This is a genomic window from Streptomyces sp. SudanB25_2051 (assembly GCF_964272635.1).
Lineage (GTDB): Bacteria > Actinomycetota > Actinomycetes > Streptomycetales > Streptomycetaceae > Streptomyces.
This window is the reverse complement of the sequence record NZ_OZ186787.1, coordinates 1,275,608-1,294,672: the sequence shown is the minus strand read 5'-3', so window position 1 is coordinate 1,294,672 and position 19,065 is coordinate 1,275,608. Positions and strand designations below refer to the sequence as shown.

Here is a 19,065-nt window from a genome sequence, read left to right as displayed (position 1 = left end):
CTCACGGCGCACCCGGCGGGACGAACGGCAGATCGCCGGGCGGCCCGTTCTCGATGAGCTTCCACAGCGCGTCCGTGTCCGCGTGCTCCTCGATCAGGTCCCCGAGCCGGTCGAGCTGCTCCTCGCGCAGCGCGCCGAACGACGTGTCGGGCGCCGGGACGAACCGCCGCCCGGCCGCCGCGGCGACCTCCCGCAGGAACGCCCGCCGGAACCCGTCGCTCTCCAGCGAACCGTGCCAGTGCGTGCCCCACACGGACCCGACGCGGCACCCGTCCAGGAACGGCTCCCCGCCCCGCACGTCCGCGACGCCGTGGTGGATCTCGTACCCCTCCACCGGTTCGCCCAGCGCCTCGCCGACCGGCCTGGCGAGGGTCTTCTCGGGCGCGAACCGCACCCGCACCGGCAGCAGGCCCAGCGCCTCGACGGCGCCCGCCCGCGACTCGACGTCGTCCTCGATGTGCTCGCCCAGCGCCTGGAAGCCGCCGCAGACGCCCAGCACCGGGCGCCCCTCGGCGGCCCGCCGCACCAGCGCGTCGGCCAGGCCCCGCTCCCGCAGCCACGCCAGCGCCCTCACCGTGCCGCGCGTGCCGGGCACGACCACCAGGTCCGCGTCGGCCAGCTCCTCGGGCCGGTCCACGAACCGCACGACGACGCCCGGCTCGGCGGCCAGCGCGTCGACGTCCGTGAAGTTCGACATCAGCGGTACGGCGCACACCGCGACCCGCAGCACGTCCTCGCCGACCGGCGGCGCGACCACCGACTCCCGCACGGCGCCCCGCAGCGACACCCGCAGGCCGTCCTCCTCGTCGATGCCCAGCCCGTGCGCGTACGGCAGCACCCCGAACGTCCGGCGCCCCGTCAGGCCGTGCAGCATGTCGAGGCCCGGCTCCAGCAGCGTCACGTCACCGCGGAACTTGTTCACCAGGTACCCGGCGACGAGCGCCTGGTCCTCGGGCGCCAGCAGCGCGGTCGTCCCGAAGAACTGGGCGAACACCCCGCCCCGGTCGATGTCGCCGACCACGACGACGGGGAAGCCCGCCGCCCGCGCGATGCCCATGTTGACGATGTCGTTGCGCCGCAGGTTGATCTCGGCGGGGCTGCCCGCGCCCTCGCAGATCACCACGTCGTGCGTGGCGCGCAGCTCCTGGAGGCACTCCACGACGGTGCCCAGCAGCGCCTGCTGCCGTCCGCCGTGGTAGCCGCGCGCGCTCAGCTCGCCGACCGGCCTGCCCATCAGCACGACCTGGCTGGACCGGTCGCTGCCCGGCTTGAGCAGCACCGGGTTCATCAGCGCGGTCGGCTCGACCCGGGCGGCCTGCGCCTGCATGGCCTGCGCCCGCCCGATCTCGGCGCCCTCGCGCGTCACGAACGAGTTGAGGGACATGTTCTGCCCCTTGAACGGCGCCACCTTCACGCCCTGCCGGACCAGCCAGCGGCAGATCCCGGCCGTCACCACGCTCTTGCCCGCGTCGGACGTCGTCCCCGCGACCAGCAGCCCCCCGCTCACGCGCTCCTCCGCTTCCAGGCCCCGTACAGCAGCCGCCCGCCCGCGCACACGGCGAGCGCCAGCCCGCCGACGCGCCGCGAGAGCCGCACGGCCCGCTCGATGTCCGCCACCTCGACGTCCCGCCCCGGTGCGTTCAGGACGGGCCGGTGCTCGACCCGCCCCCCGTACGACAGGGTCCCCCCGAGCCGTACGCCCAGGGCCCCCGCGAAAGCCGCCTCGACGGGCCCCGCGTTCGGCGACGGATGCCGCCGCGCGTCCGCCCGCCACGCCCGTACGGCCCCGCGCCGGTCACCGCCCGCGGCCACCGCGAGCGCCGCCGTCAGCCGGGCGCCGGGCGCCCCGGCCACGTCGTCCAGGCGCGCCGACGCCCACCCGAAGCGGCGGTAGCGCGGGGAGCGGTGCCCGACCATGGCGTCCAGCGTGTTGACCGCCCGGAACGCGACGAGGCCCGGCACGCCGCCCAGCGCACCCCACACGAGGGCGCCGACCACGGCGTCGGAGGTGTTCTCGGCGACGGACTCCACGACGGCCCGCGCGATGCCGGGACCGTCCAGGGCGTGCGGGTCGCGCCCGCACAGATGCGGCAGCCGCTCACGCGCGGCGTCCACGTCCCCCGCGGCCAGCGCCCCGCCGATGGCACGCGCCTCCCGGCCGAGCGAGGTGCCGCCGACGACGGCCCACACGGTGGCGGCGGTCAGCGCGACGGGCGCGGCGCCCCGGCCCCGTACGGCACGGGCCGCGAGCGCGGCGGCCGCGGCGGCGCCGCCGGCGCACACGGCGGTGTGCAGCGCGCCCCAGCCGCGGTGGTCGCGCCACAGCGCGCGCTCCACGGCCCCCGCGGCGCGCCCGAAGGCGGCGACGGGATGGCCGCGGCGGGGGTCCGCGAAGACGAGGTCGGCGAGGAGGCCGGCGGTGGCGCCGTAGGCGAAGACTCGGTCGTCCCGCATCGGCTCAGCAACCCGGTGCGCCGGACCGGCCACGGACCCACGAGGCGGGCCGTGAGCTCCTCGGCGTACGCGGCGTACCGCCGGACGTGGATCTGCGGGAACGGGCAGGAACGCAGCCGGGCATGCGCAATGTCCTCACTCAGGGTCCGCGCCCTGGCTCGACGTGACCGGCGGTGAGAGTTCCTGGCTCCCGGACGCCCCGCGGCGGCTGCCGCGCGGGAGTCCGGTGACAGTGGCGGGACCGCGCCGGATTCGCACCGGGCTTCCTCTCCTGCCGCCGGATATGGCCTGGGCAGTCCACCACGGCCCGCGAAGGCCCGTCAACTCACCCTTGACCTGCGGCTACGCGGTGTGCCGAGCCCCACAGGGGCGGGGTGCGAAGACGGCCGGGCCGGTCGTACCACGGGGGTACGACCGGCCCGGCCGGATGCTTCGGCCCTGGTCAGGCCACGATCAGATAGATCCCGTACGCGATGGCCGCGGAGCACAGCGCGAAGCAGGCGTACGCGCCGGTGCGGGCCAGTGCGGCGGAACCGCCCCGGGCGGAGGCCTGCTCCTGCTTGGAGAGGCCGATGAGGCCGAGGGTGAACACGCCGACGAGTGCGACGGTGGTGACGAGGCCCACGCCGAAGACGGAGCCGAGGGCTGCCCAGTCGATGTCCATAGCGATGCCGTTCTTTCCTTACACCGTGGCCGTGGGGGCCGCGCCGGAGGCGGCGGCCGGGGCCGGGATGGTGGTCTTGAGGGCGTCGTCGTCCGCCGGGTCGGCGGCGACGGTGCCGGCGGGCGGCGGGGTGACGGCCGCGATGGCGGTGGTGACGACCCCGGCGGGCTCGGCCTCGGGCGCCTCGGCGGCGTCCTCGACGTCGTTGACGTTGGTGTGGTCGACGACCTGGCGGCGCGAGATGAACCAGATGGCGGTGGAGGAGGCGACGAGGAAGGCGGAGACGACCGCGACGCCCCAGTCGCCCTGGCGGGCCACGAGCTCGGCGAGCGCGGCGACCAGGCCGGCGGCCGGCAGGGTGAGGCCCCAGGCGACGAACATCCGGGTGGCGGTGGACCAGCGGACCACGCCGCCCTTGCGGCCGAGGCCCGCGCCCATCACGGCGCCGGAGCAGACGTGCGTGGTGGAGAGCGAGAAGCCCAGGTGGGAGGAGGCGAGGATCACGGTCGCGGCGCCGGTCTGGGCGGCGAAGCCCTGCTGCGGCTGGAGGTCCGTGAGGCCCTTGCCCATGGTGCGGATGATGCGCCAGCCGCCCAGGTAGGTGCCGAGCGCGATGGCCAGACCGGCGGAGACGATGACCCAGACCGGCGGGTTGGAGCCGGGGGCGAGGGCGCCGCCGGCGACCAGGGCGAGGGTGATGATGCCCATGGTCTTCTGCGCGTCGTTGGTGCCGTGGGCCAGGGAGACCAGGCCCGCGGAGGCGATCTGGCCGGCCTTGTAGCCCTTGCGGCCGGTCTTCTCGTCGATGTTCGCGCCGACCTTGTACGTGAACCGGGCGGCGACCATCGAGGCGACACCGGCGACCACCGGGGCGGCGACGGCCGGGATCAGGACCTTGGTGAGGACGACGCCGCCGTTGACGCCGCTGATGCCGATCGACGCGACGGTGGCGCCGATCAGGCCGCCCATGAGGGCGTGCGAGGAGCTGGAGGGCAGGCCGACCAGCCAGGTCAGGAGGTTCCACAGGATCGCGCCGACGAGCGCGGCGAGGATGACCTCCGGTTGGATGCCCGTCTCGTCGACGAGTCCTTTGGAGATCGTCTTGGCGACCTCCACGGAGAGGAACGCGCCCACGAGGTTCAGCACGGCCGACATGGCCACCGCCGCCTTGGGCCGCATCGCGCCGGTCGAGATGGTCGTGGCCATCGCGTTGGCGGTGTCGTGGAAACCGTTTGTGAAATCGAACACGAGAGCTGTCACGACCACAATGGCGAGCAGCAGCGTGATGTGTTCCATTTACCCAGGCAATCGTTCGACGTCAGTGGCTCGCTGAACGTAGGCAACCTGGGTGAACGGAAGGTGAACTGAGCCAGGCTGCATGGTGTCCCAACCTGTGAAACGGGATTCCGGTTACGCCCGGGCCCCGGAATCGGGGGCTTCGGGGGCCGAAAAGGCCCGCGCCGAGACCCTCGTCACTTTTCGCCCGACTCGGCCCGCTGGCATGATCGGCACATGGCGGAGGACCCCCGGCGAGGACAGGACGAGGCATCCGGCGCGGCTGTGGCCGGGGCGTGGGACGCCCTGCTGGAGACGGCCCGCAGGACGGTCGCGGACGGGCTGGTCGTCGGCACCTCGGGCAATGTCTCCGTACGCGTCGGGGACCTGGTGCTGGTCACCCCGAGCGGCGTCCCCTACTCCCGGCTGGGCGCGGACGACGTCGTGGCGGTCGACCTGGACGGCCGGCGGGTGCGCGGCGCCCTCCCGCCCACCAGCGAGCTGCCGCTGCACCTGGCCGTGTACCGCTCCACCGGCGCCGGGGCGGTCGTCCACACCCACGCCGTGTACGCCACGGCCGTCTCGACCCTCGTCGACGAGCTGCCCCCGGTCCACTACATGACCGCCGCGCTCGGCGGCCCGGTCCGCACCGCCCCGTACGCCCTCTACGGCACACCGGAGCTGGCCGCCCACACGCTGGCGGCCCTGACCGACCGCACGGCCTGCCTCCTGCGCAACCACGGCACGATCGCGTACGGCGCGACGCTGGAGCAGGCGTACGACCGGACGGCGCAGCTGGAGTGGATGTGCCGGGTGTGGCTCACCGCGTCCTCCCACCCCACCCTGACCCCCACCCTCCTCACGGACGCCCAGCTCACGGAAGCCACCGCCAGACTCCACACCTACGGCCACCCCCACCCCTGACCCACACCCCACGCCTGCCGCCGCCGCTGTGGGCATGCGTTTCTCCCAAGGACTTCGTCCAGGGGCCCGGGGGAGGGGGCCGCAAGGGGGACGGGGGTCACCCCGGGGCGTGCGCCCACTGGCACGACCCCGTACTCGTACGGACACTGGGCAGATGCGTTCCGCTACAGCCGCGGCGCTGACCGCGGCCACAGTGATCGGTATCGGCACGGCCGCCGTCGCGGCCGGCCGGTACGCCAGCGGCGTGGCGCTCAAGCCCCGCCCCGGCCGCCCCCTCCCCGGCGAGCCGCGCCTCACCGTCCACGCCACCGGCCCCGGCCGCGTCACCCTCACCCGCGCCCTGCCCTCCCTGCGCCCCGGCGTCTACGGCCTGGAGGGCCCCGGCGTCCACGCCGTCGTCGGCCCCGTCCTGGACGAGGTCCCGCACGCCCCCGACACGGTCGTGCGCCGCCTGGAACGGGTCACGCACGGCACCCTGGAGACCGGCACCCGCGTCCGCCTCACCCCGCAGATCCACTCCGGCACCCCCGCCTCCGCGCTCGGCATCGCGTACGAGGACGTCGAGATGGTCGGCGAGCTGGGCCCCCTGCCCGCCTGGTACGTCCCCGCCACCCGCAACACCTGGGTGATCACCGCGCACGGCCTGGGCGCCACCCGCGAGCACCCGCTGAACCTGCTGGGCTTCCTCAGCGGCCGCCTGCGCTTCCCCGTGCTGGACATCGCCTACCGGGGCGACCCGGGCGCGCCCCGCCCCGCGGACGGCCTCGGCCACCTCGGCGAGTCCGAGTGGCGCGATCTCGACGCGGCCCTCCACCACGCCGTGCGCCACGGCGCGCGCAGCGTGATCCTGCACGGCTGGTCGACCGGCGCCGCCATGGCCCTGCACACCGCCGCGCACAGCCCCCTGCGCGACCGGATCGCCGGCGTCGTCCTCGACTCGCCGGTCCTCGACTGGGAGGCCGCCCTGCGCGCCCTGGCGGCCGCCCGCCGCGTCCCGGCCGTACTGCTGCCGCTCGCCGTGCGGGCCGCGCAGGGCAGGACGGGCCTGCGCGGCCCCGGCCCCGGCCAGACCGCCGACCCGGACGCGCTGAACGTGCCGGCGCTCGTCTTCCACGGACCCGGCGACGCCGTCGCCCCCTGGGCCGCCACCCGCGCCTTCGCCGAGCGCCGCCCGGATCTCGTCACCCTGCACACGGTCCGCGACGCCCCGCACGCCGCGATGTGGAACGCCGACCCGCAGCGGTACGAGGAGGCCATGCGCCGCTTCCTCACCCCGCTGCTCTGAAACCCCGCCGCACACGCCCCGCGGGTCAGGTCACCGCCCTCCGTTTGGGCTTTCGGGCCGTCAACGGGAAGACTGCCCCCGTGACGTCTCGAAAGCCTGATGAGCAACTGGCGCGCAACTCCAGACTCCGACTCGTCCGGCCGCGGTCGCTGGCGACGACCGCCCGGAGGGCGGTGGCCGACCGGCGGACGAGGCCGGCCCCGCGTCCGCCCGAGGGGACGCCGCCGCGGGGCGAGCTGGCCCGCCAGGCCCGGCAGGTCCTGGCGGACGCCGTACGCGTCGCCCGATGGGCCGCCGCCGACCGCGGCACCGTCACCGCATCCGGCTCCGCGCGGGAACGCGCCGCGGCGGCCCTCGGCCTGACACCCGAACAGATCCGCACCGCCTGGGACCGCGCCCGGCTGGCCGGTCTGGTGGAGATCCACGGCGACACGGTCCGCCCCGGCTGGCGGCTGCGCGCCTGGGACCGCGACGACTCCGCGGCGCTGCGCGGCTGGGTCGCGCTCCTCGACGCCTGGTCGCTCGCCCACCCGGCCCCGCAGGACGCCGAACCGGCCGCCGTCGCCGAGGTGGTGGAGGCCGTCCCCCAGGTCCTCTCGCTCCTCCAGCTGTCCGCGGGACCGGTCCTCGTCCCGGCCCTGCTGGACCTGCTGCAGCAGCGCGTCGCCGAACTGCGCGAGCAGCGCTGCGAGGTCCCGTACGCCGCCGACGCCGAACCGGCGGCGAACGGCGCGCCGCGGCGCGGCGCGGCGGAGACCGGCGGGGACGTCCCGGACCCGGACGCCCTGCCGCGCCTCCTGGACTGGGCGCTGGAGGGCCTCGCCTCCGTCGGCGCCCTCACCCTGGGCCCCGGCCAGGCCACGCTGACCCCGCTCGGCAACTGGGCGGTGTGGGTGAAGCTGGAGCAGATCTGCGTCGCCGCGCAGAGCCCCGCCGGGCACATCGAGCAGTCCGCCGAGGACATGCTGCGCGGCTGCGTCCGGCTCACCCCGGGCCCGGCCCGCGCCGAGTACCGCGCCTGGCTCGCGGCCCGCCCCGTCGGCAAGGCCGTCGCCGAGCTGCTCACCGTCGCCCGCGGCGACGACGCCCTCCTGCGCGGGCTGGCCTTCGAGGCCCTCCGCGTGGTGGGCGCCGCCGCCGAGGCCGAGGTGCGCGCCGCCGCGGAGGAACCTTCCCTCCGCCCGTACGCGCTGCTCTGGCTGGCCGAGCACGACGGGGCCGACCCGGACGAGGCGGCCGACGTCCTCACCCGCGAGGAGGCGACGTGGCTGTGGGTGGACACGGCCGCGGCCGTCGTCGACCACGGCGAGAGCGACCTGCTCGTACGGCACCTGGAGACCGCCGTGCAGGGCACCGTCCCGGCGCTGCTGAACGAGGTCCGCGAGGTCGGCCACCCGCGCACGGTGCAGGTGCTGGTCGCGCTGGCCGCCGCGCACCCGGACCCGGCCCTCGCCAAGGCGGTCCGCCGCGCCGCGTTCCAGGTCCACACCGGCGGCTCCTGACCGATCACGACCCGGCCGCGGGCGGTCCCGCCCCGGCCGGGCCCCCGGGGGCGCCCGAAGCAGGACTCGCCGATCCGCGGCAGCGCCCCTGCGGGCAGGCGTACGGGCCGGGAGCCGACGGCGGCCGCGCCACGGCTCCGGGGCGCATCACGGCCCCGGCCGCGCCGGGACCCGGAGCCCACGGCCCGCACCGGCGCGGCGCGCCGGTTCAGGCCGGGGTGCCGGGGGCGTAGGTCCCGAAGCTCCAGACGTTGCCCTCGGCGTCCCGCGCCATGTAGTCCCGCGAGCCGTAGTCCTGGTCGGTCGGCGGCATCAGCACCTCCACGCCGTGCTCCACCGCCCGCGCGTGGTGGGCGTCCGGGTCGTCCACCACCACGTAGACGCCGACCGGTCCCGCGTCCGCCATGGCCTTGGCGAACACCCCGTCACCGCCCTTGGTGCCCAGCATCACCATGCCGTCGCCGTAGGACAGCTCGGCGTGGACGACGTAGCCGTCCTCGTTCTCGTACAGGCTCACCTGGCGGAAGCCGAACGCCTCCGTCAGCGTCCGGATCGCGGCCTTCGCGTCCCGGTACAGGATCGTCGGGCAGATACTCGGTCCGGCGGCCATGCCGATCACCTCGGTTCGCACTCGTCGGCCCACTGGTGTGACGTGGGTCTCATTGGTCCCCAGTCTGTCACCGGCCGCCGACAGCGCCCGCCGGCTCAGCCGAAGGTGTCGCACCGGGCCGCGTCGCCCGTGCGGTACCCCTCCGAGAACCAGTGCTGCCGCTGCTGCGCCGACCCGTGCGTCCAGGACTCCGGGGTCACCCGCCCCTGGTGGCGCTGCTGGATGCGGTCGTCGCCCACCGCCGCCGCCGCGTCCAGCGCGTCCCGCACGTCCTGCCCGGTGACCCGCGCCAGCACCGGGCGGCCCGTCCGCTCGTCGGGCGTCGTCGCGGCGTGCCGCGCCCACACCCCGGCGTAGCAGTCGGCCTGGAGCTCCACCCGTACGGCGTTGCTGCCCGCGCCCTGCCGCCCGTCGTGGGCCCGGCTCAGCGTGCCGCGCAGGTTCTGCACATGGTGCCCGTACTCGTGCGCCACCACGTACGCCTGCGCGAACGGCCCGCCCGACGCCCCGAAGCGGTCCCGCAGCTCCCCGAAGAAGCCCACGTCCAGATAGACCTGCCGGTCGCCCGGGCAGTAGAACGGCCCCACCGCCGAGGTCGCCTGCCCGCAGGCGGTGCCGACCCGGTCGGTGAACAGCACCGTCCGGGCGTCCTCGTACCGCCCGCCCTCGCGCGCGTAGGCGGACCGCCAGTAGTCCTGCACGCTGTTGACGAAGGCGACGACCCGGCAGTCGTCGCGCGCCTCGGCGTCCGCGCCCGTCCGGCACGCCTCGCCCACCTCGCCCGCCGCCGACGGGCCGACCGCCGGGTCGGAGGCGCCGTCCTCGGTCAGCCCCAGCTGGTCGGGGCCCACCCCGAAGACGAGGGCGAGCGCCAGGGCGATCAGCCCGGCGATGCCTCCGCCGACGGTGGCCCGCCCGCCGGGCAGCCGACTGCCCCGGACGTCCCGCACCTCCGACGTGTCCAGGTCCGCTTCGTCGTCGAACCGCATGCTCCGGGCACCACCCTCCGTCGGTCCTGCGGCGAGTATCGGCGGCCTCGCCGACGGCCGCCCGCCATGCGCGGCCGAGGGAGTGCGCGTACCCGCCACGACGCCGGAAAAGCAGTTGCATACGCCCGTTAGACTGGCCCGTATGGCCATTCTCCCCGTGCATTAGACGGTGTCGACGTCACCGCAGCAGCCGTCCACCCACCGTCCACCCGCCCTGGAGTCTGTCCGTGATCACCGCCACCGGCCTCGAGCTGCGCGCCGGCGCACGCGTCCTCATCGAGTCCGCTTCCTTCCGCATCGCCAAGGGTGACCGCATCGGCCTCGTCGGCCGCAACGGCGCCGGCAAGACCACCCTCACCAAGTGCCTGGCCGGCGAGGGCGTCCCCGCCGCCGGCACCATCACCCGCTCCGGCCAGGTCGGCTACCTTCCGCAGGACCCCCGCACCGGCGACCTCGACGTGCTGGCCCGCGACCGCATCCTCTCCGCCCGCGGCCTCGACGTGCTGATCCGCAAGATGCGGCTCAACGAGGAGCGCATCGCCACCGGCAAGGGCGCCACCCGCGAGAAGGCCCTCAAGCAGTACGAGCGCCAGGAGACCGAGTTCCTGACCAAGGGCGGGTACGCCGCCGAGGCCGAGGCGGCCACCATCGCCGCCGCCCTCGGACTGCCCGACCGCGTCCTCGGCCAGCCGCTGCACACCCTCTCCGGCGGTCAGCGCCGCCGTATCGAGCTGGCCCGCATCCTCTTCTCGGACGCCGACACGCTCCTCCTGGACGAGCCGACCAACCACCTCGACGCCGACTCGATCACCTGGCTGCGCGACTACCTCAAGACCTACCGCGGCGGCTTCGTCGTGATCTCCCACGACGTCGACCTGGTCGAGACCGTCGTGAACAAGGTCTTCTACCTGGACGCCAACCGGTCCGTGATCGACATCTACAACATGGGCTGGAAGCTCTACCAGCGCCAGCGCGAGGACGACGAGAAGCGCCGCCGCCGCGAGCGGCAGAACGCCGAGAAGAAGGCCGCCGCGCTCAACGCCCAGGCCGACAAGATGCGCGCCAAGGCCACCAAGACGGTCGCCGCGCAGAACATGGCCCGCCGCGCCGAGAAGCTGCTGTCCGGCCTGGAGGAGCTGCGCCAGTCCGACAAGGTCGCCAAGCTGCGCTTCCCCGAGCCCGCGCCCTGCGGCAAGACCCCGCTCACCGCGGAGGGCCTGTCCAAGTCGTACGGCTCGCTGGAGATCTTCACCGACGTCAGCCTGGCCATCGACAAGGGCTCCCGCGTCGTGATCCTCGGCCTCAACGGCGCCGGCAAGACGACCCTGCTGCGTCTCCTCGCGGGCGTGGAGAAGCCGGACACCGGCCAGGTCACCCCCGGCCACGGGTTGAAGCTCGGCTACTACGCGCAGGAGCACGAGACCCTCGACCCGGACCGCACGGTCCTGGAGAACATGCGCTCGGCCGCCCCCGACCTGGACCTGGTGGAGGTCCGCAAGGTCCTCGGCTCGTTCCTGTTCTCCGGGGACGACGTCGACAAGCCGGCCGGGGTCCTCTCCGGCGGCGAGAAGACCCGTCTCGCCCTGGCCACCCTGGTCGTCTCCTCGGCGAACGTGCTGCTGCTCGACGAGCCGACGAACAACCTCGACCCCGCCAGCCGCGAGGAGATCCTCGGCGCGCTGCGCACCTACAAGGGCGCGGTCGTCCTGGTCACGCACGACGAGGGCGCCGTGGAGGCGCTCCAGCCGGAGCGGATCATCCTGCTCCCGGACGGTGTCGAGGACCTGTGGGGCGCCGACTACGCGGACCTGGTCTCGCTCGCCTGATCACGCGCGGCCACCCTCCGGTCACCCGCTGATCGTTCCCGTATGGATCATTCGGCCTAGTCGTGATCCTTCATCTGAGTGAGCCGATCTCATACCCCGGCGTGGCGTGCGGCAGATTTTCCGGTGCCCGCGCCACGCCGCCGGTTTCTTTACGGCACCCTTCTGACCTGGTACTTCGCTCCGGGGTGGGCGCCGCGTCCGGCATCGGGGCACCCCGCGGGGGCCGTCCGAACGGAAACCCGCGTCCACAGACCTTGTCGAATGGCTGGCCATGTGGCCCCGGAGGGGTGATCATGAGAAGTCCAGAGCGCACTTCCCATGAGGAGGCACGGGTGGCCGAGACTCTGAAGAAGGGCAGCCGGGTGACCGGCGCCGCGCGCGAGAAGCTCGCGGCAGACCTGAAGAAGAAGTACGACGCCGGCGTGAGCATCCGGGCCCTGGCCGAGGAGACCGGCCGGTCCTATGGATTCGTCCACCGGATGCTCACCGAATCCGGAGTCGTGTTGCGTGGACGTGGTGGAGCGACGCGCGGCAAGAAGGCCCCCTCGGCCTGATCGCCGTACGCGGGTCGTGAGGCGTCCCCGTAGGTCCGGCAGTGCCGTCCGGCCGTCGCCGGCCGCGGTTCTCCGCGGTCCGGCGGTCGACCGGATGGTTACCGTGCAGTAATTTGTCGGTCGGCGCAGCTCCACGCTGCGCCGCCCGACCGCTGCACCGGACCGGAGGCGCCCCATGACCACGCTCGACCCCGCCCTCGTGCTCGACAAGGACGGTGTACGTCTCACCGTCGAGGACGCCGTCGCCACGGTGACCCTCACCAACCCGGCGAAGCGCAACGCCCAGTCGCCCGCCCTGTGGCGGGCCCTCACCGAGGCCGGGCGGGCGCTCCCCGGCAGCGTGCGGATCGTCGTGCTGCGCGCGGAGGGCAAGTCGTTCTCCGCCGGTCTCGACCGGCAGGCGTTCACCGAGGAGGGGTTCGACGGCGAGCCGTCGTTCCTCGACATGGCGCGCGGTTCCGACGAGGAGCTCGACGCGCTCATCGCCGAGTACCAGGAGGCGTTCACCTGGTGGAGGCGGAGCGACATCGTGTCGGTCGCCGCCGTCCAGGGCCACGCCATCGGTGCCGGTTTCCAGCTCGCCCTCGCCTGCGACCTGCGGGTCGTCGCCGAGGACGTGCAGTTCGCGATGCGCGAGACCAGCCTGGGCCTGGTGCCGGACCTGACCGGGACCCACCCGCTGGTCGCCGCCGTCGGCTACGCCCGCGCCCTGGAGATCTGCGCCACGGGCCGGTTCGTCCACGCCGAGGAGGCCGAGCGGATCGGCCTGGCCAATCTGGTGGTGCCCGCCGGCGAGCTCGACGCGGCCGTACGGGACCTGTCGGCCGCGCTGCTGGCCGCGCCGCGCGACGCGGTCGTGGAGACCAAGGCGCTGCTGCGCGGCGCGTCCGGGCGAACGTACGAGGAGCAGCGCGCCGCCGAGCGCGCCGCACAGGCCCGCCGCCTGCGCGACCTGGCCGGCCTCTCCGACTGACCGCTCGCCGCCCCGCCCGCCCGGCCGGGTGCCGCCGGGCGGGCGGGGCGGGCGTCAGAAGCCGCGCCGGGCGCCGCCGTCCACGGGCAGCATGACGCCCGTCAGATACGACGCGGCGGGGGAGAGCAGGAACGCCGCCGTCGCGCCGAACTCCTCCGGCGTGCCGTAGCGGCGCAGCGGAATGCGCGACTCGTTGGCCGCCCGCGCCGCCGCCGCGTCGCCCGACAGGGCGTCCAGCTCCCGCACCCGGTCCGTGTCGATCCGCGACGGCAGCAGCCCCACCACGCGGATGCCGCGCGGGCCCAGCTCGTCGGCGAGGGACTTGGCGAAGCCGGCGAGACCCGGGCGCAGGCCGTTGGAGATCGTCAGGCCCGCGATCGGCTCGTGCACCGACGCGGACAGGACGAAGCCGATGACGCCGCCCTCGTTGAGCGCGGCCGCCGCGGCGCGCGCCATGCGCACGGCGCCCAGGAACACCGAGTCGAACGCCGCCCGCCACTGCTCGTCGGTGTTGTCGGCGGCGAAGCCGGGCGCGGGCCCACCCACGCTGACCAGCACGCCGTCGAAGCCGCCGAAGTGCGACCGGGCCGCCGCGATCAGCGCCTCGGCCGTGTCCGGATCGGCGTTGTCCGCCGCGACGCCGACGGCGCCGGGGCCCAGTGCGGCGGCGGCGTCCTCCACCGCCTTCGCGTCCCGCGAGGACAGGACGACCTTCGCGCCCTCCGCGACCAGTGCCTTCGCCGCCGCGTGCCCGAGGCCGCGCGAGGCGCCCGTGACCACGTACACGCGGTCCTTCAGTCCAAGATCCATGGTGCCTATCCTGCCGGGTCGCCGGGCGCCAGCGCGAGGGCCGTGGCGACCAGCCCGACATGGCTGAAGGCCTGCGGGTAGTTCCCCAGCTGGCGCCGCGCCACCGGGTCGTACTCCTCCGCCAGCAGCCCCACGTCGTTGCGCAGCGCGAGCAGCCGCTCGAACAGCTCCCGCGCCTCCTCCGCGCGGCCCATCATGCGCAGCGCGTCCGCCAGCCAGAACGAGCACGCGAGGAACGTCCCCTCGCCGCCGGGCAGGCCGTCCACCGCGATCCCGTCCGTGCTGTACCGGCGGATGTAGCCCTGGTGGCCCAGCTCCCTGCGCACCGCCTCCACCGTGCCCACCACGCGCGGGTCGTCCGGGGGGAGGAAACCGACCCGGGGGATCATCAGCGTCGCCGCGTCCAGCTCCGCCGAGCCGTACGACTGGGTGAAGGTGTTGCGCACCGGGTCGTAGCCCCGTTCGCACACCTCCCGGTGCACCTCGTCGCGCATCGTCCGCCAGCGGGCCACGTCGCCCGGCAGGGACGGGTCCTGTTCCAGCGTGCGCACCGCCCGGTCGGCCGCCACCCACGCCATCACCTTGGAGTGGACGAAGTGCCGGCGCGGGCCGCGCACCTCCCACAGCCCCTCGTCGGGCTGACGCCACGTCGACTCCAGGAACCCCAGCAGGCTCAACTGCAGCGCCCACGCCTGGCGCTGCGGGGGCATCCCCACCTCGCGCGCCAGCGCCAGCGAGTCCATGACCTCGCCGTACACGTCGAGCTGGAGCTGCTTCACCGCGGCGTTGCCGATGCGGACCGGGCGGGCCCCGCCGTAGCCGCGCAGCCACGGCACCTCGGTCTCCGGCAGCCGTCTCTCGCCCGCCAGCCCGTACATGATCTGGAGGTCCGCCGGATCGCCCGCGACGGCCCGCAGCAGCCAGTCCCGCCAGGCGGCGGCCTCCTCCACGTACCCGGCCGACAGCAGGGCCCGCAGCGTCAGCGTCGAGTCGCGCAGCCAGCAGTAGCGGTAGTCCCAGTTCCGCACGCCGCCGAGCTCCTCCGGCAGGGAGGTGGTCGCGGCCGCGACGATCCCGCCCGTCGGCGCGTACGTCAGCGCCTTGAGGGTGATCAGCGAGCGCATCACCGCCTCCCGGTACGGGCCCTCGTAGGTGCACTGCGCCGCCCAGGACTGCCAGTCCTCCAGGGTGTGCTCCAGCGCCATGTACGGGTCCACGAGCGGGGGGCGAGGCTCGTGGGAGGGGTGCCAGGTGAGGCAGAACGCGACCTTCTCGCCCGGACCGACGGTGAACGACGAGCAGGTGCTGTACTGCTGGCCCCAGGTCTTCACCCGCGGTTCGCTGCGCAGCCACACGGAGTCCGGCCCGGCGACGGCGACCCGGTGGCCGTCGGCGCGGCGCATCCACGGCACGACCGAGCCGTAGTCGAAGCGCAGCCGCAGCACCGACGACATCTCGACGCGCCCCGAGACGCCCTCCACGATCCGCATCACATCGGGGGAGCGGTCGCGGTGCGGCATGAAGTCGAGGACGCGGACCGTGCCGGTGCGGGTCTCCCAGACCGATTCGAGGACCAGCGAGTCGCCCACGTAGCTCCGCCGCGCGCAGGTCCGCGCCCCGGCCGGCGCGATCCGCCAGTGGCCGTTGTTCTCGTCGCCCAGGAGGGCGGCGAAGCAGGCGCCGGAGTCGAAGCGCGGCAGGCAGAGCCAGTCGATCGAACCGTCCCTGCCCACCAGAGCGGCGGTCTGCAGATCGCCGATGAGGGCATAGTCCTCGATGCGTTGGGTCACGTCTGGCGTGTTCCCGCAGCGGAGAAGCGCCAATCAGTCATACGGGCCCGCACCGCCCGTGGCCTGCGGCGGTGCGCTGTTCGATGTGCGCCGTGTCACACCTGCGAGGGGCGCGTACGCCGAAGGGGGCGCGGACCGGCGCGGGGTGGTGCGGGACGGTCGTGCGGTGGTGCGGAGGAGCACGCTACGCCTGCGCCGGCGTGTGCGAGGCGGCCACGCCGTCACCGGGGTCCCCGCCCCCGTCTGAGGCCCCCTCACCACAGGCGCCCGAGGCTCCCGGGGTGTCCGAGGCGCCGGAGGCGTCCTCATCGGAGCGGTCGCCGCCGGCCTCCCCCTCGCCGCCCTGCGCCTCGGCGGCCGCGCGGGCCTCCGCCTCGCGGTCGCGGCGCTCGCGGCGGACGAGGATCACCCAGCCCACCGGGACGCCCGCCGCGAACAGCCACCACTGCACGGCGTACGCCATGTGGGCGCCGATCGAGTCGTGGTCCGGGTCGGGGACCGGCTCGGGGGAGCCGCCGGCCGGTACGGGGTCGGTCAGGTCCAGATAGCCGCCGAGCACCTGGCGGCCGAGCCGCTCGGCCTGCTGCTCGCTGTTGATCAGCATGACCTGGCGCGGCGGCAGCCCCTTGAGGTCCTTGATGCCGCTGCTGCCGGTCGTCTGGTCGGCCATGAGCCGTCCGGTGACGGTCACCCGGCCCTTGGGGGCGGGCGGCACGTCCGGGTAGGCCTTCTGGTCGGGGGCGGCGGGGACCCAGCCGCGGTTGACGAGGACGACCCGCCCGTCGTCGAGGACGAGCGGGGTCAGGACGTGCATGCCGACCCGGTCGTCGGCGTTGGTCCGGCGGCGTACGACGACCTCTCGGGCCGTGTCGAACGTGCCGGTCGCGGTCGCGTGGCGCCAGAAGTCGGCGCGCGGGACCGTGTGGCCCGGTGCGGTGAGCTCGGTCACGGGGACCGGCTTCGCCTTCAGGTTGTCCTCGATCAGGGCGTTCTGGGCGACCCGGCGCTCATGCCGGTGGAACTGCCAGAAGCCCAGCTCGACCATCACCGGGATCAGGACGAGGGCGACGAGGGTGAGGATCACCCACTGCCGGGACAACAGGAAGCGGTACACCCCACGACGGTACCTCCGCCGCCGGCGCGCCCCGTCCCCGGGGGGACCCGCCGCCGGCCCCCGCCGGGTCACACCTTGTCGACGATGCCCACCTTTCCCTCCGCCCGGGCGCAGTGGGCGCCGCAGTACCAGCGGCCGTCCGCCTCGACGCCCTGCCCGATGATCTGGACCCGGCAGTGCTCGCAGATGGGCGCCATGCGGTGGATGGCGCAGGCGAAGCAGTCGAAGACGTGCACCGCGCCCTGCGCGTGCACCTCGAACGACATGCCGTACTCGTTTCCGCAGACCTCACAACGTGCCATGCGCCACAGGGTGCGGCGCGCGGCGGGCGCGGCGGCGGACGGCGCGCCCGTCCGTCACCCGTTCGACCCGCTCGCCGCGCGGCGGGGCGGCGGCCCCGCGCGCCGGGTTCCCGGAGCGGCCGGGCGGTCAGCCGTCGGCGGGGGCGACGTCCCGCAGCAGATGCGTGAAGGCGGCCTCGTCCACGATGGGCGTGCCGAACGACTTGGCCTTGACCACCTTCGAGGTGGCCGCGTCGGGGTCGTTGGTGACCAGCAGGCTGGTCAGCCGCGAGACGCTGGTCGCCACGTGCAGGCCCGCCTCGACGGCCCGGTCCTCCAGCAGCTCCCGCTCGGTGGACGTGTCGCCCGAGAAGGCCACCCGCATGCCCTGCTTGAGCGGTTTGTCCGGCTCGTATCGTCCGGGGTTGGGGTACGGGCACGCCGGGCGCTTGCGCGAAGGGCGCCAGCCGCCGGAGCCGTACGAGGCCTGACGGCCGATCCGGGGCGCGCCGTCGGCGGGCGGCGACGACCACTCGGTGATCGGGCGGCACTCCAGCAGCGGCAGCCGCACGCCCCGCTCGGCCGCCGCGCGCAGGCTCGGCCGGAACGCCTCGGCGAGCACCCGCGCGTCGTCCAGCGCGTTGTGCGCCTGGCGCTGCCGGACGCCGAAGTGGGCGGCGAGCGACTCCAGCTTCATGTTGGGCAGCGGCAGCGCCAGCTCCTTGGCGAGCGCTATGGTGCACAGCCGCTGCCGCACCGGCGCCGTACGGCGGGCGCGGGCGTACTCGCGGGCGATCATCGACCAGTCGAAGTAGGCGTTGTGCGCCACCAGGACGCGCCCGTCGAGCCGCTCGGAGAACTCGGCGGCCACATCGGCGAAGAGCGGCGCGTCCGCCAGCAGTTCGCTGGTCAGCCCGTGGATCGAGACCGGTCCGGGGTCGCGTTGCGGATTGACCAGGGTGTACCAGTGGTCCTCCACCTCGCCGCGCGCGTCGACCCGGTAGACGGCGGCGGACACGATCCGGTCGTGCGAGAAGAGCCCGGTGGTCTCCACGTCGACGACCGCGTACCCCTGCGGGTAGGCGGGCGGCCAGGCTGCTGCTGTCATGCGGTCGTCGAGCATGGTCATTGAGAATAGAGCCCTCCACTGACACCGCGGGACCCGGGCGCGTCCCGCGGACCGGGCCGCGGGGTCCGACACACCCTCAGAACGCCGGTGCCCGTCCACCCGTGCGAGGCGGAACCAGCGTGCCGTTTCCGGGTGTGCGCGCGCCGGGGTGAGACGCTCGGCGGCGTGACGGAACCGACGGAGCGGGAGGCGCACACCGAGGGGCTGGGGGTGCGGCTCAACTGGCTGCGGGCCGCGGTCCTCGGGGCGAACGACGGCATCGTGTCCACCGCCGGGCTCGTCGTGGGCGTCGCGGGCGCCACCGGTGAGCGCTCCACCCTACTGACGGCCGGGCTCGCCGGGCTGCTCGCCGGGTCCATGTCGATGGCGGTCGGCGAGTACGTCTCCGTGTCGACGCAGCGCGACTCCGAGAAGGCCGCCCTGGCCCAGGAGCGGCGGGAGCTGCGGGAGCGGCCGGAGGCCGAGCTGGACGAGCTGACCGATCTGCTCGCCGGGCGCGGGCTGAGCCGGGACGTCGCGCGCGAGGCCGCCGAGCAGCTGACGGAACGTGACGCGCTGCGGGCCCACGCGCGCGTGGAGCTGGGCATCGACCCGGACGACCTGACGAACCCCTGGCACGCGGCCGGCGCCAGCTTCCTGGCGTTCACGGTCGGCGCGCTGCTGCCGCTGCTGGCCATCGTGTGCCCGCCGGCGCCCGCCCGGCTGTGGGTCACCGTCCTGTCGGTCCTCGCCGCGCTGACGCTGACCGGCTGGTGGAGCGCCCGTCTCGGCTCGGCGCCCGCGCGGCCCGCGGTGGTACGGGTCGTGGGCGGGGGAGCGGTGGCCATGGCCGTGACGTACGGGGCGGGTTCGCTGCTCGGGGCGGCGGGGGTGTAGGCAATCGCG

General features: G+C 74.7%; 18 protein-coding genes and 1 riboswitch. Of the genes, 7 read left to right on the top strand and 11 right to left on the bottom strand.

Annotated elements, in window-relative coordinates; all coding sequences use genetic code 11:
- Nucleotide 1: 1 nt before the first annotated feature.
- From ACSUPT_RS05740 to ACSUPT_RS05725, 4 genes are all read right to left on the bottom strand, one after another.
- On the bottom strand, nt 2-1,507 hold the full coding sequence (locus tag ACSUPT_RS05740; protein ID WP_361658030.1) for a cobyric acid synthase: 1,506 nt from the start codon (nt 1,505-1,507) through the stop codon (nt 2-4).
- Nucleotides 1,504-2,454 carry a cobalamin biosynthesis protein gene (locus ACSUPT_RS05735; RefSeq protein WP_351965473.1) on the bottom strand — a complete coding sequence of 317 codons (951 nt, stop codon included), beginning with the start codon at nt 2,452-2,454 and terminating at the stop codon, nt 1,504-1,506. The genes ACSUPT_RS05740 and ACSUPT_RS05735 overlap by 4 nt, the downstream gene beginning before the upstream one ends.
- A gap of 178 nt (nt 2,455-2,632) precedes the next feature.
- Nucleotides 2,633-2,722: riboswitch (cobalamin riboswitch) on the bottom strand.
- Between the two features lie 174 nt (nt 2,723-2,896).
- Entirely contained in the window at nt 2,897-3,118 is a 222-nt protein-coding gene (locus ACSUPT_RS05730) for a hypothetical protein (RefSeq protein WP_351965474.1), read from the bottom strand.
- 18 nt (nt 3,119-3,136) lie between these two features.
- A complete protein-coding gene (locus tag ACSUPT_RS05725; RefSeq protein WP_436943585.1) occupies nt 3,137-4,414 on the bottom strand; it encodes an anion permease in 1,278 nt (425 codons plus the stop codon).
- 216 nt (nt 4,415-4,630) lie between these two features.
- Between ACSUPT_RS05725 and ACSUPT_RS05720 the strand changes: the two genes are divergently transcribed.
- The 3 genes from ACSUPT_RS05720 (at nt 4,631) to ACSUPT_RS05710 (ending at nt 8,104) form a co-directional block, all read left to right on the top strand.
- Entirely contained in the window at nt 4,631-5,317 is a 687-nt protein-coding gene (locus tag ACSUPT_RS05720) for a class II aldolase/adducin family protein (protein WP_351965476.1), read from the top strand.
- 154 nt (nt 5,318-5,471) lie between these two features.
- Nucleotides 5,472-6,602, top strand: coding sequence for an alpha/beta hydrolase family protein (locus ACSUPT_RS05715; RefSeq protein WP_365726130.1), 1,131 nt, complete (start codon nt 5,472-5,474; stop codon nt 6,600-6,602).
- An 80-nt stretch (nt 6,603-6,682) separates the two neighbouring features.
- The gene (locus tag ACSUPT_RS05710) at nt 6,683-8,104 is read left to right on the top strand and encodes a hypothetical protein (protein ID WP_399217468.1); all 1,422 of its coding nucleotides are present in this window, start codon (nt 6,683-6,685) and stop codon (nt 8,102-8,104) included.
- Between the two features lie 208 nt (nt 8,105-8,312).
- On the opposite strand, the gene ACSUPT_RS05705 is transcribed toward ACSUPT_RS05710, so the two are convergent.
- Together ACSUPT_RS05705 and ypfJ are read right to left on the bottom strand one after the other, a co-directional pair.
- Nucleotides 8,313-8,714: a VOC family protein gene (locus ACSUPT_RS05705; protein WP_361658042.1), complete on the bottom strand. Its 402-nt coding sequence runs from the start codon at nt 8,712-8,714 to the stop codon at nt 8,313-8,315.
- A 95-nt stretch (nt 8,715-8,809) separates the two neighbouring features.
- Nucleotides 8,810-9,703 (bottom strand): KPN_02809 family neutral zinc metallopeptidase, encoded by an 894-nt coding sequence (gene ypfJ, locus ACSUPT_RS05700; protein ID WP_436943581.1) that lies wholly within the window; start codon nt 9,701-9,703, stop codon nt 8,810-8,812.
- A 227-nt stretch (nt 9,704-9,930) separates the two neighbouring features.
- Between ypfJ and abc-f the strand changes: the two genes are divergently transcribed.
- From abc-f to ACSUPT_RS05685, 3 genes are all read left to right on the top strand, one after another.
- Nucleotides 9,931-11,529, top strand: coding sequence for a ribosomal protection-like ABC-F family protein (abc-f, locus tag ACSUPT_RS05695; RefSeq protein ID WP_351965480.1), 1,599 nt, complete (start codon nt 9,931-9,933; stop codon nt 11,527-11,529).
- A gap of 332 nt (nt 11,530-11,861) precedes the next feature.
- The gene (locus ACSUPT_RS05690; RefSeq protein ID WP_023589331.1) at nt 11,862-12,083 is read left to right on the top strand and encodes a helix-turn-helix domain-containing protein; all 222 of its coding nucleotides are present in this window, start codon (nt 11,862-11,864) and stop codon (nt 12,081-12,083) included.
- 175 nt (nt 12,084-12,258) lie between these two features.
- Nucleotides 12,259-13,056 (top strand): enoyl-CoA hydratase/isomerase family protein, encoded by a 798-nt coding sequence (locus ACSUPT_RS05685; RefSeq protein ID WP_351965481.1) that lies wholly within the window; start codon nt 12,259-12,261, stop codon nt 13,054-13,056.
- A 54-nt stretch (nt 13,057-13,110) separates the two neighbouring features.
- On the opposite strand, the gene ACSUPT_RS05680 is transcribed toward ACSUPT_RS05685, so the two are convergent.
- From ACSUPT_RS05680 to ACSUPT_RS05660, 5 genes are all read right to left on the bottom strand, one after another.
- Nucleotides 13,111-13,866, bottom strand: coding sequence for an SDR family oxidoreductase (locus tag ACSUPT_RS05680; protein ID WP_351965482.1), 756 nt, complete (start codon nt 13,864-13,866; stop codon nt 13,111-13,113).
- Nucleotides 13,867-13,871: 5 nt separating this feature from the next.
- The gene (locus ACSUPT_RS05675; RefSeq protein ID WP_436943579.1) at nt 13,872-15,656 is read right to left on the bottom strand and encodes a glycoside hydrolase family 15 protein; all 1,785 of its coding nucleotides are present in this window, start codon (nt 15,654-15,656) and stop codon (nt 13,872-13,874) included.
- Nucleotides 15,657-15,840: 184 nt separating this feature from the next.
- On the bottom strand, nt 15,841-16,770 hold the full coding sequence (locus ACSUPT_RS05670) for an SURF1 family cytochrome oxidase biogenesis protein (RefSeq protein WP_436943578.1): 930 nt from the start codon (nt 16,768-16,770) through the stop codon (nt 15,841-15,843).
- Between the two features lie 68 nt (nt 16,771-16,838).
- The gene (locus ACSUPT_RS05665; protein ID WP_351965485.1) at nt 16,839-17,072 is read right to left on the bottom strand and encodes a hypothetical protein; all 234 of its coding nucleotides are present in this window, start codon (nt 17,070-17,072) and stop codon (nt 16,839-16,841) included.
- 127 nt (nt 17,073-17,199) lie between these two features.
- Complete coding sequence (locus ACSUPT_RS05660) at nt 17,200-18,180, bottom strand: DEDDh family exonuclease (RefSeq protein ID WP_436943576.1); 981 nt, start codon at nt 18,178-18,180, stop codon at nt 17,200-17,202.
- 165 nt (nt 18,181-18,345) lie between these two features.
- Here ACSUPT_RS05660 and ACSUPT_RS05655 point away from each other — a divergent pair, with 165 nt between their 5' ends.
- Entirely contained in the window at nt 18,346-19,056 is a 711-nt protein-coding gene (locus tag ACSUPT_RS05655) for a VIT1/CCC1 transporter family protein (protein WP_351965487.1), read from the top strand.
- The last annotated feature ends 9 nt before the right edge of the window (nt 19,057-19,065 follow it).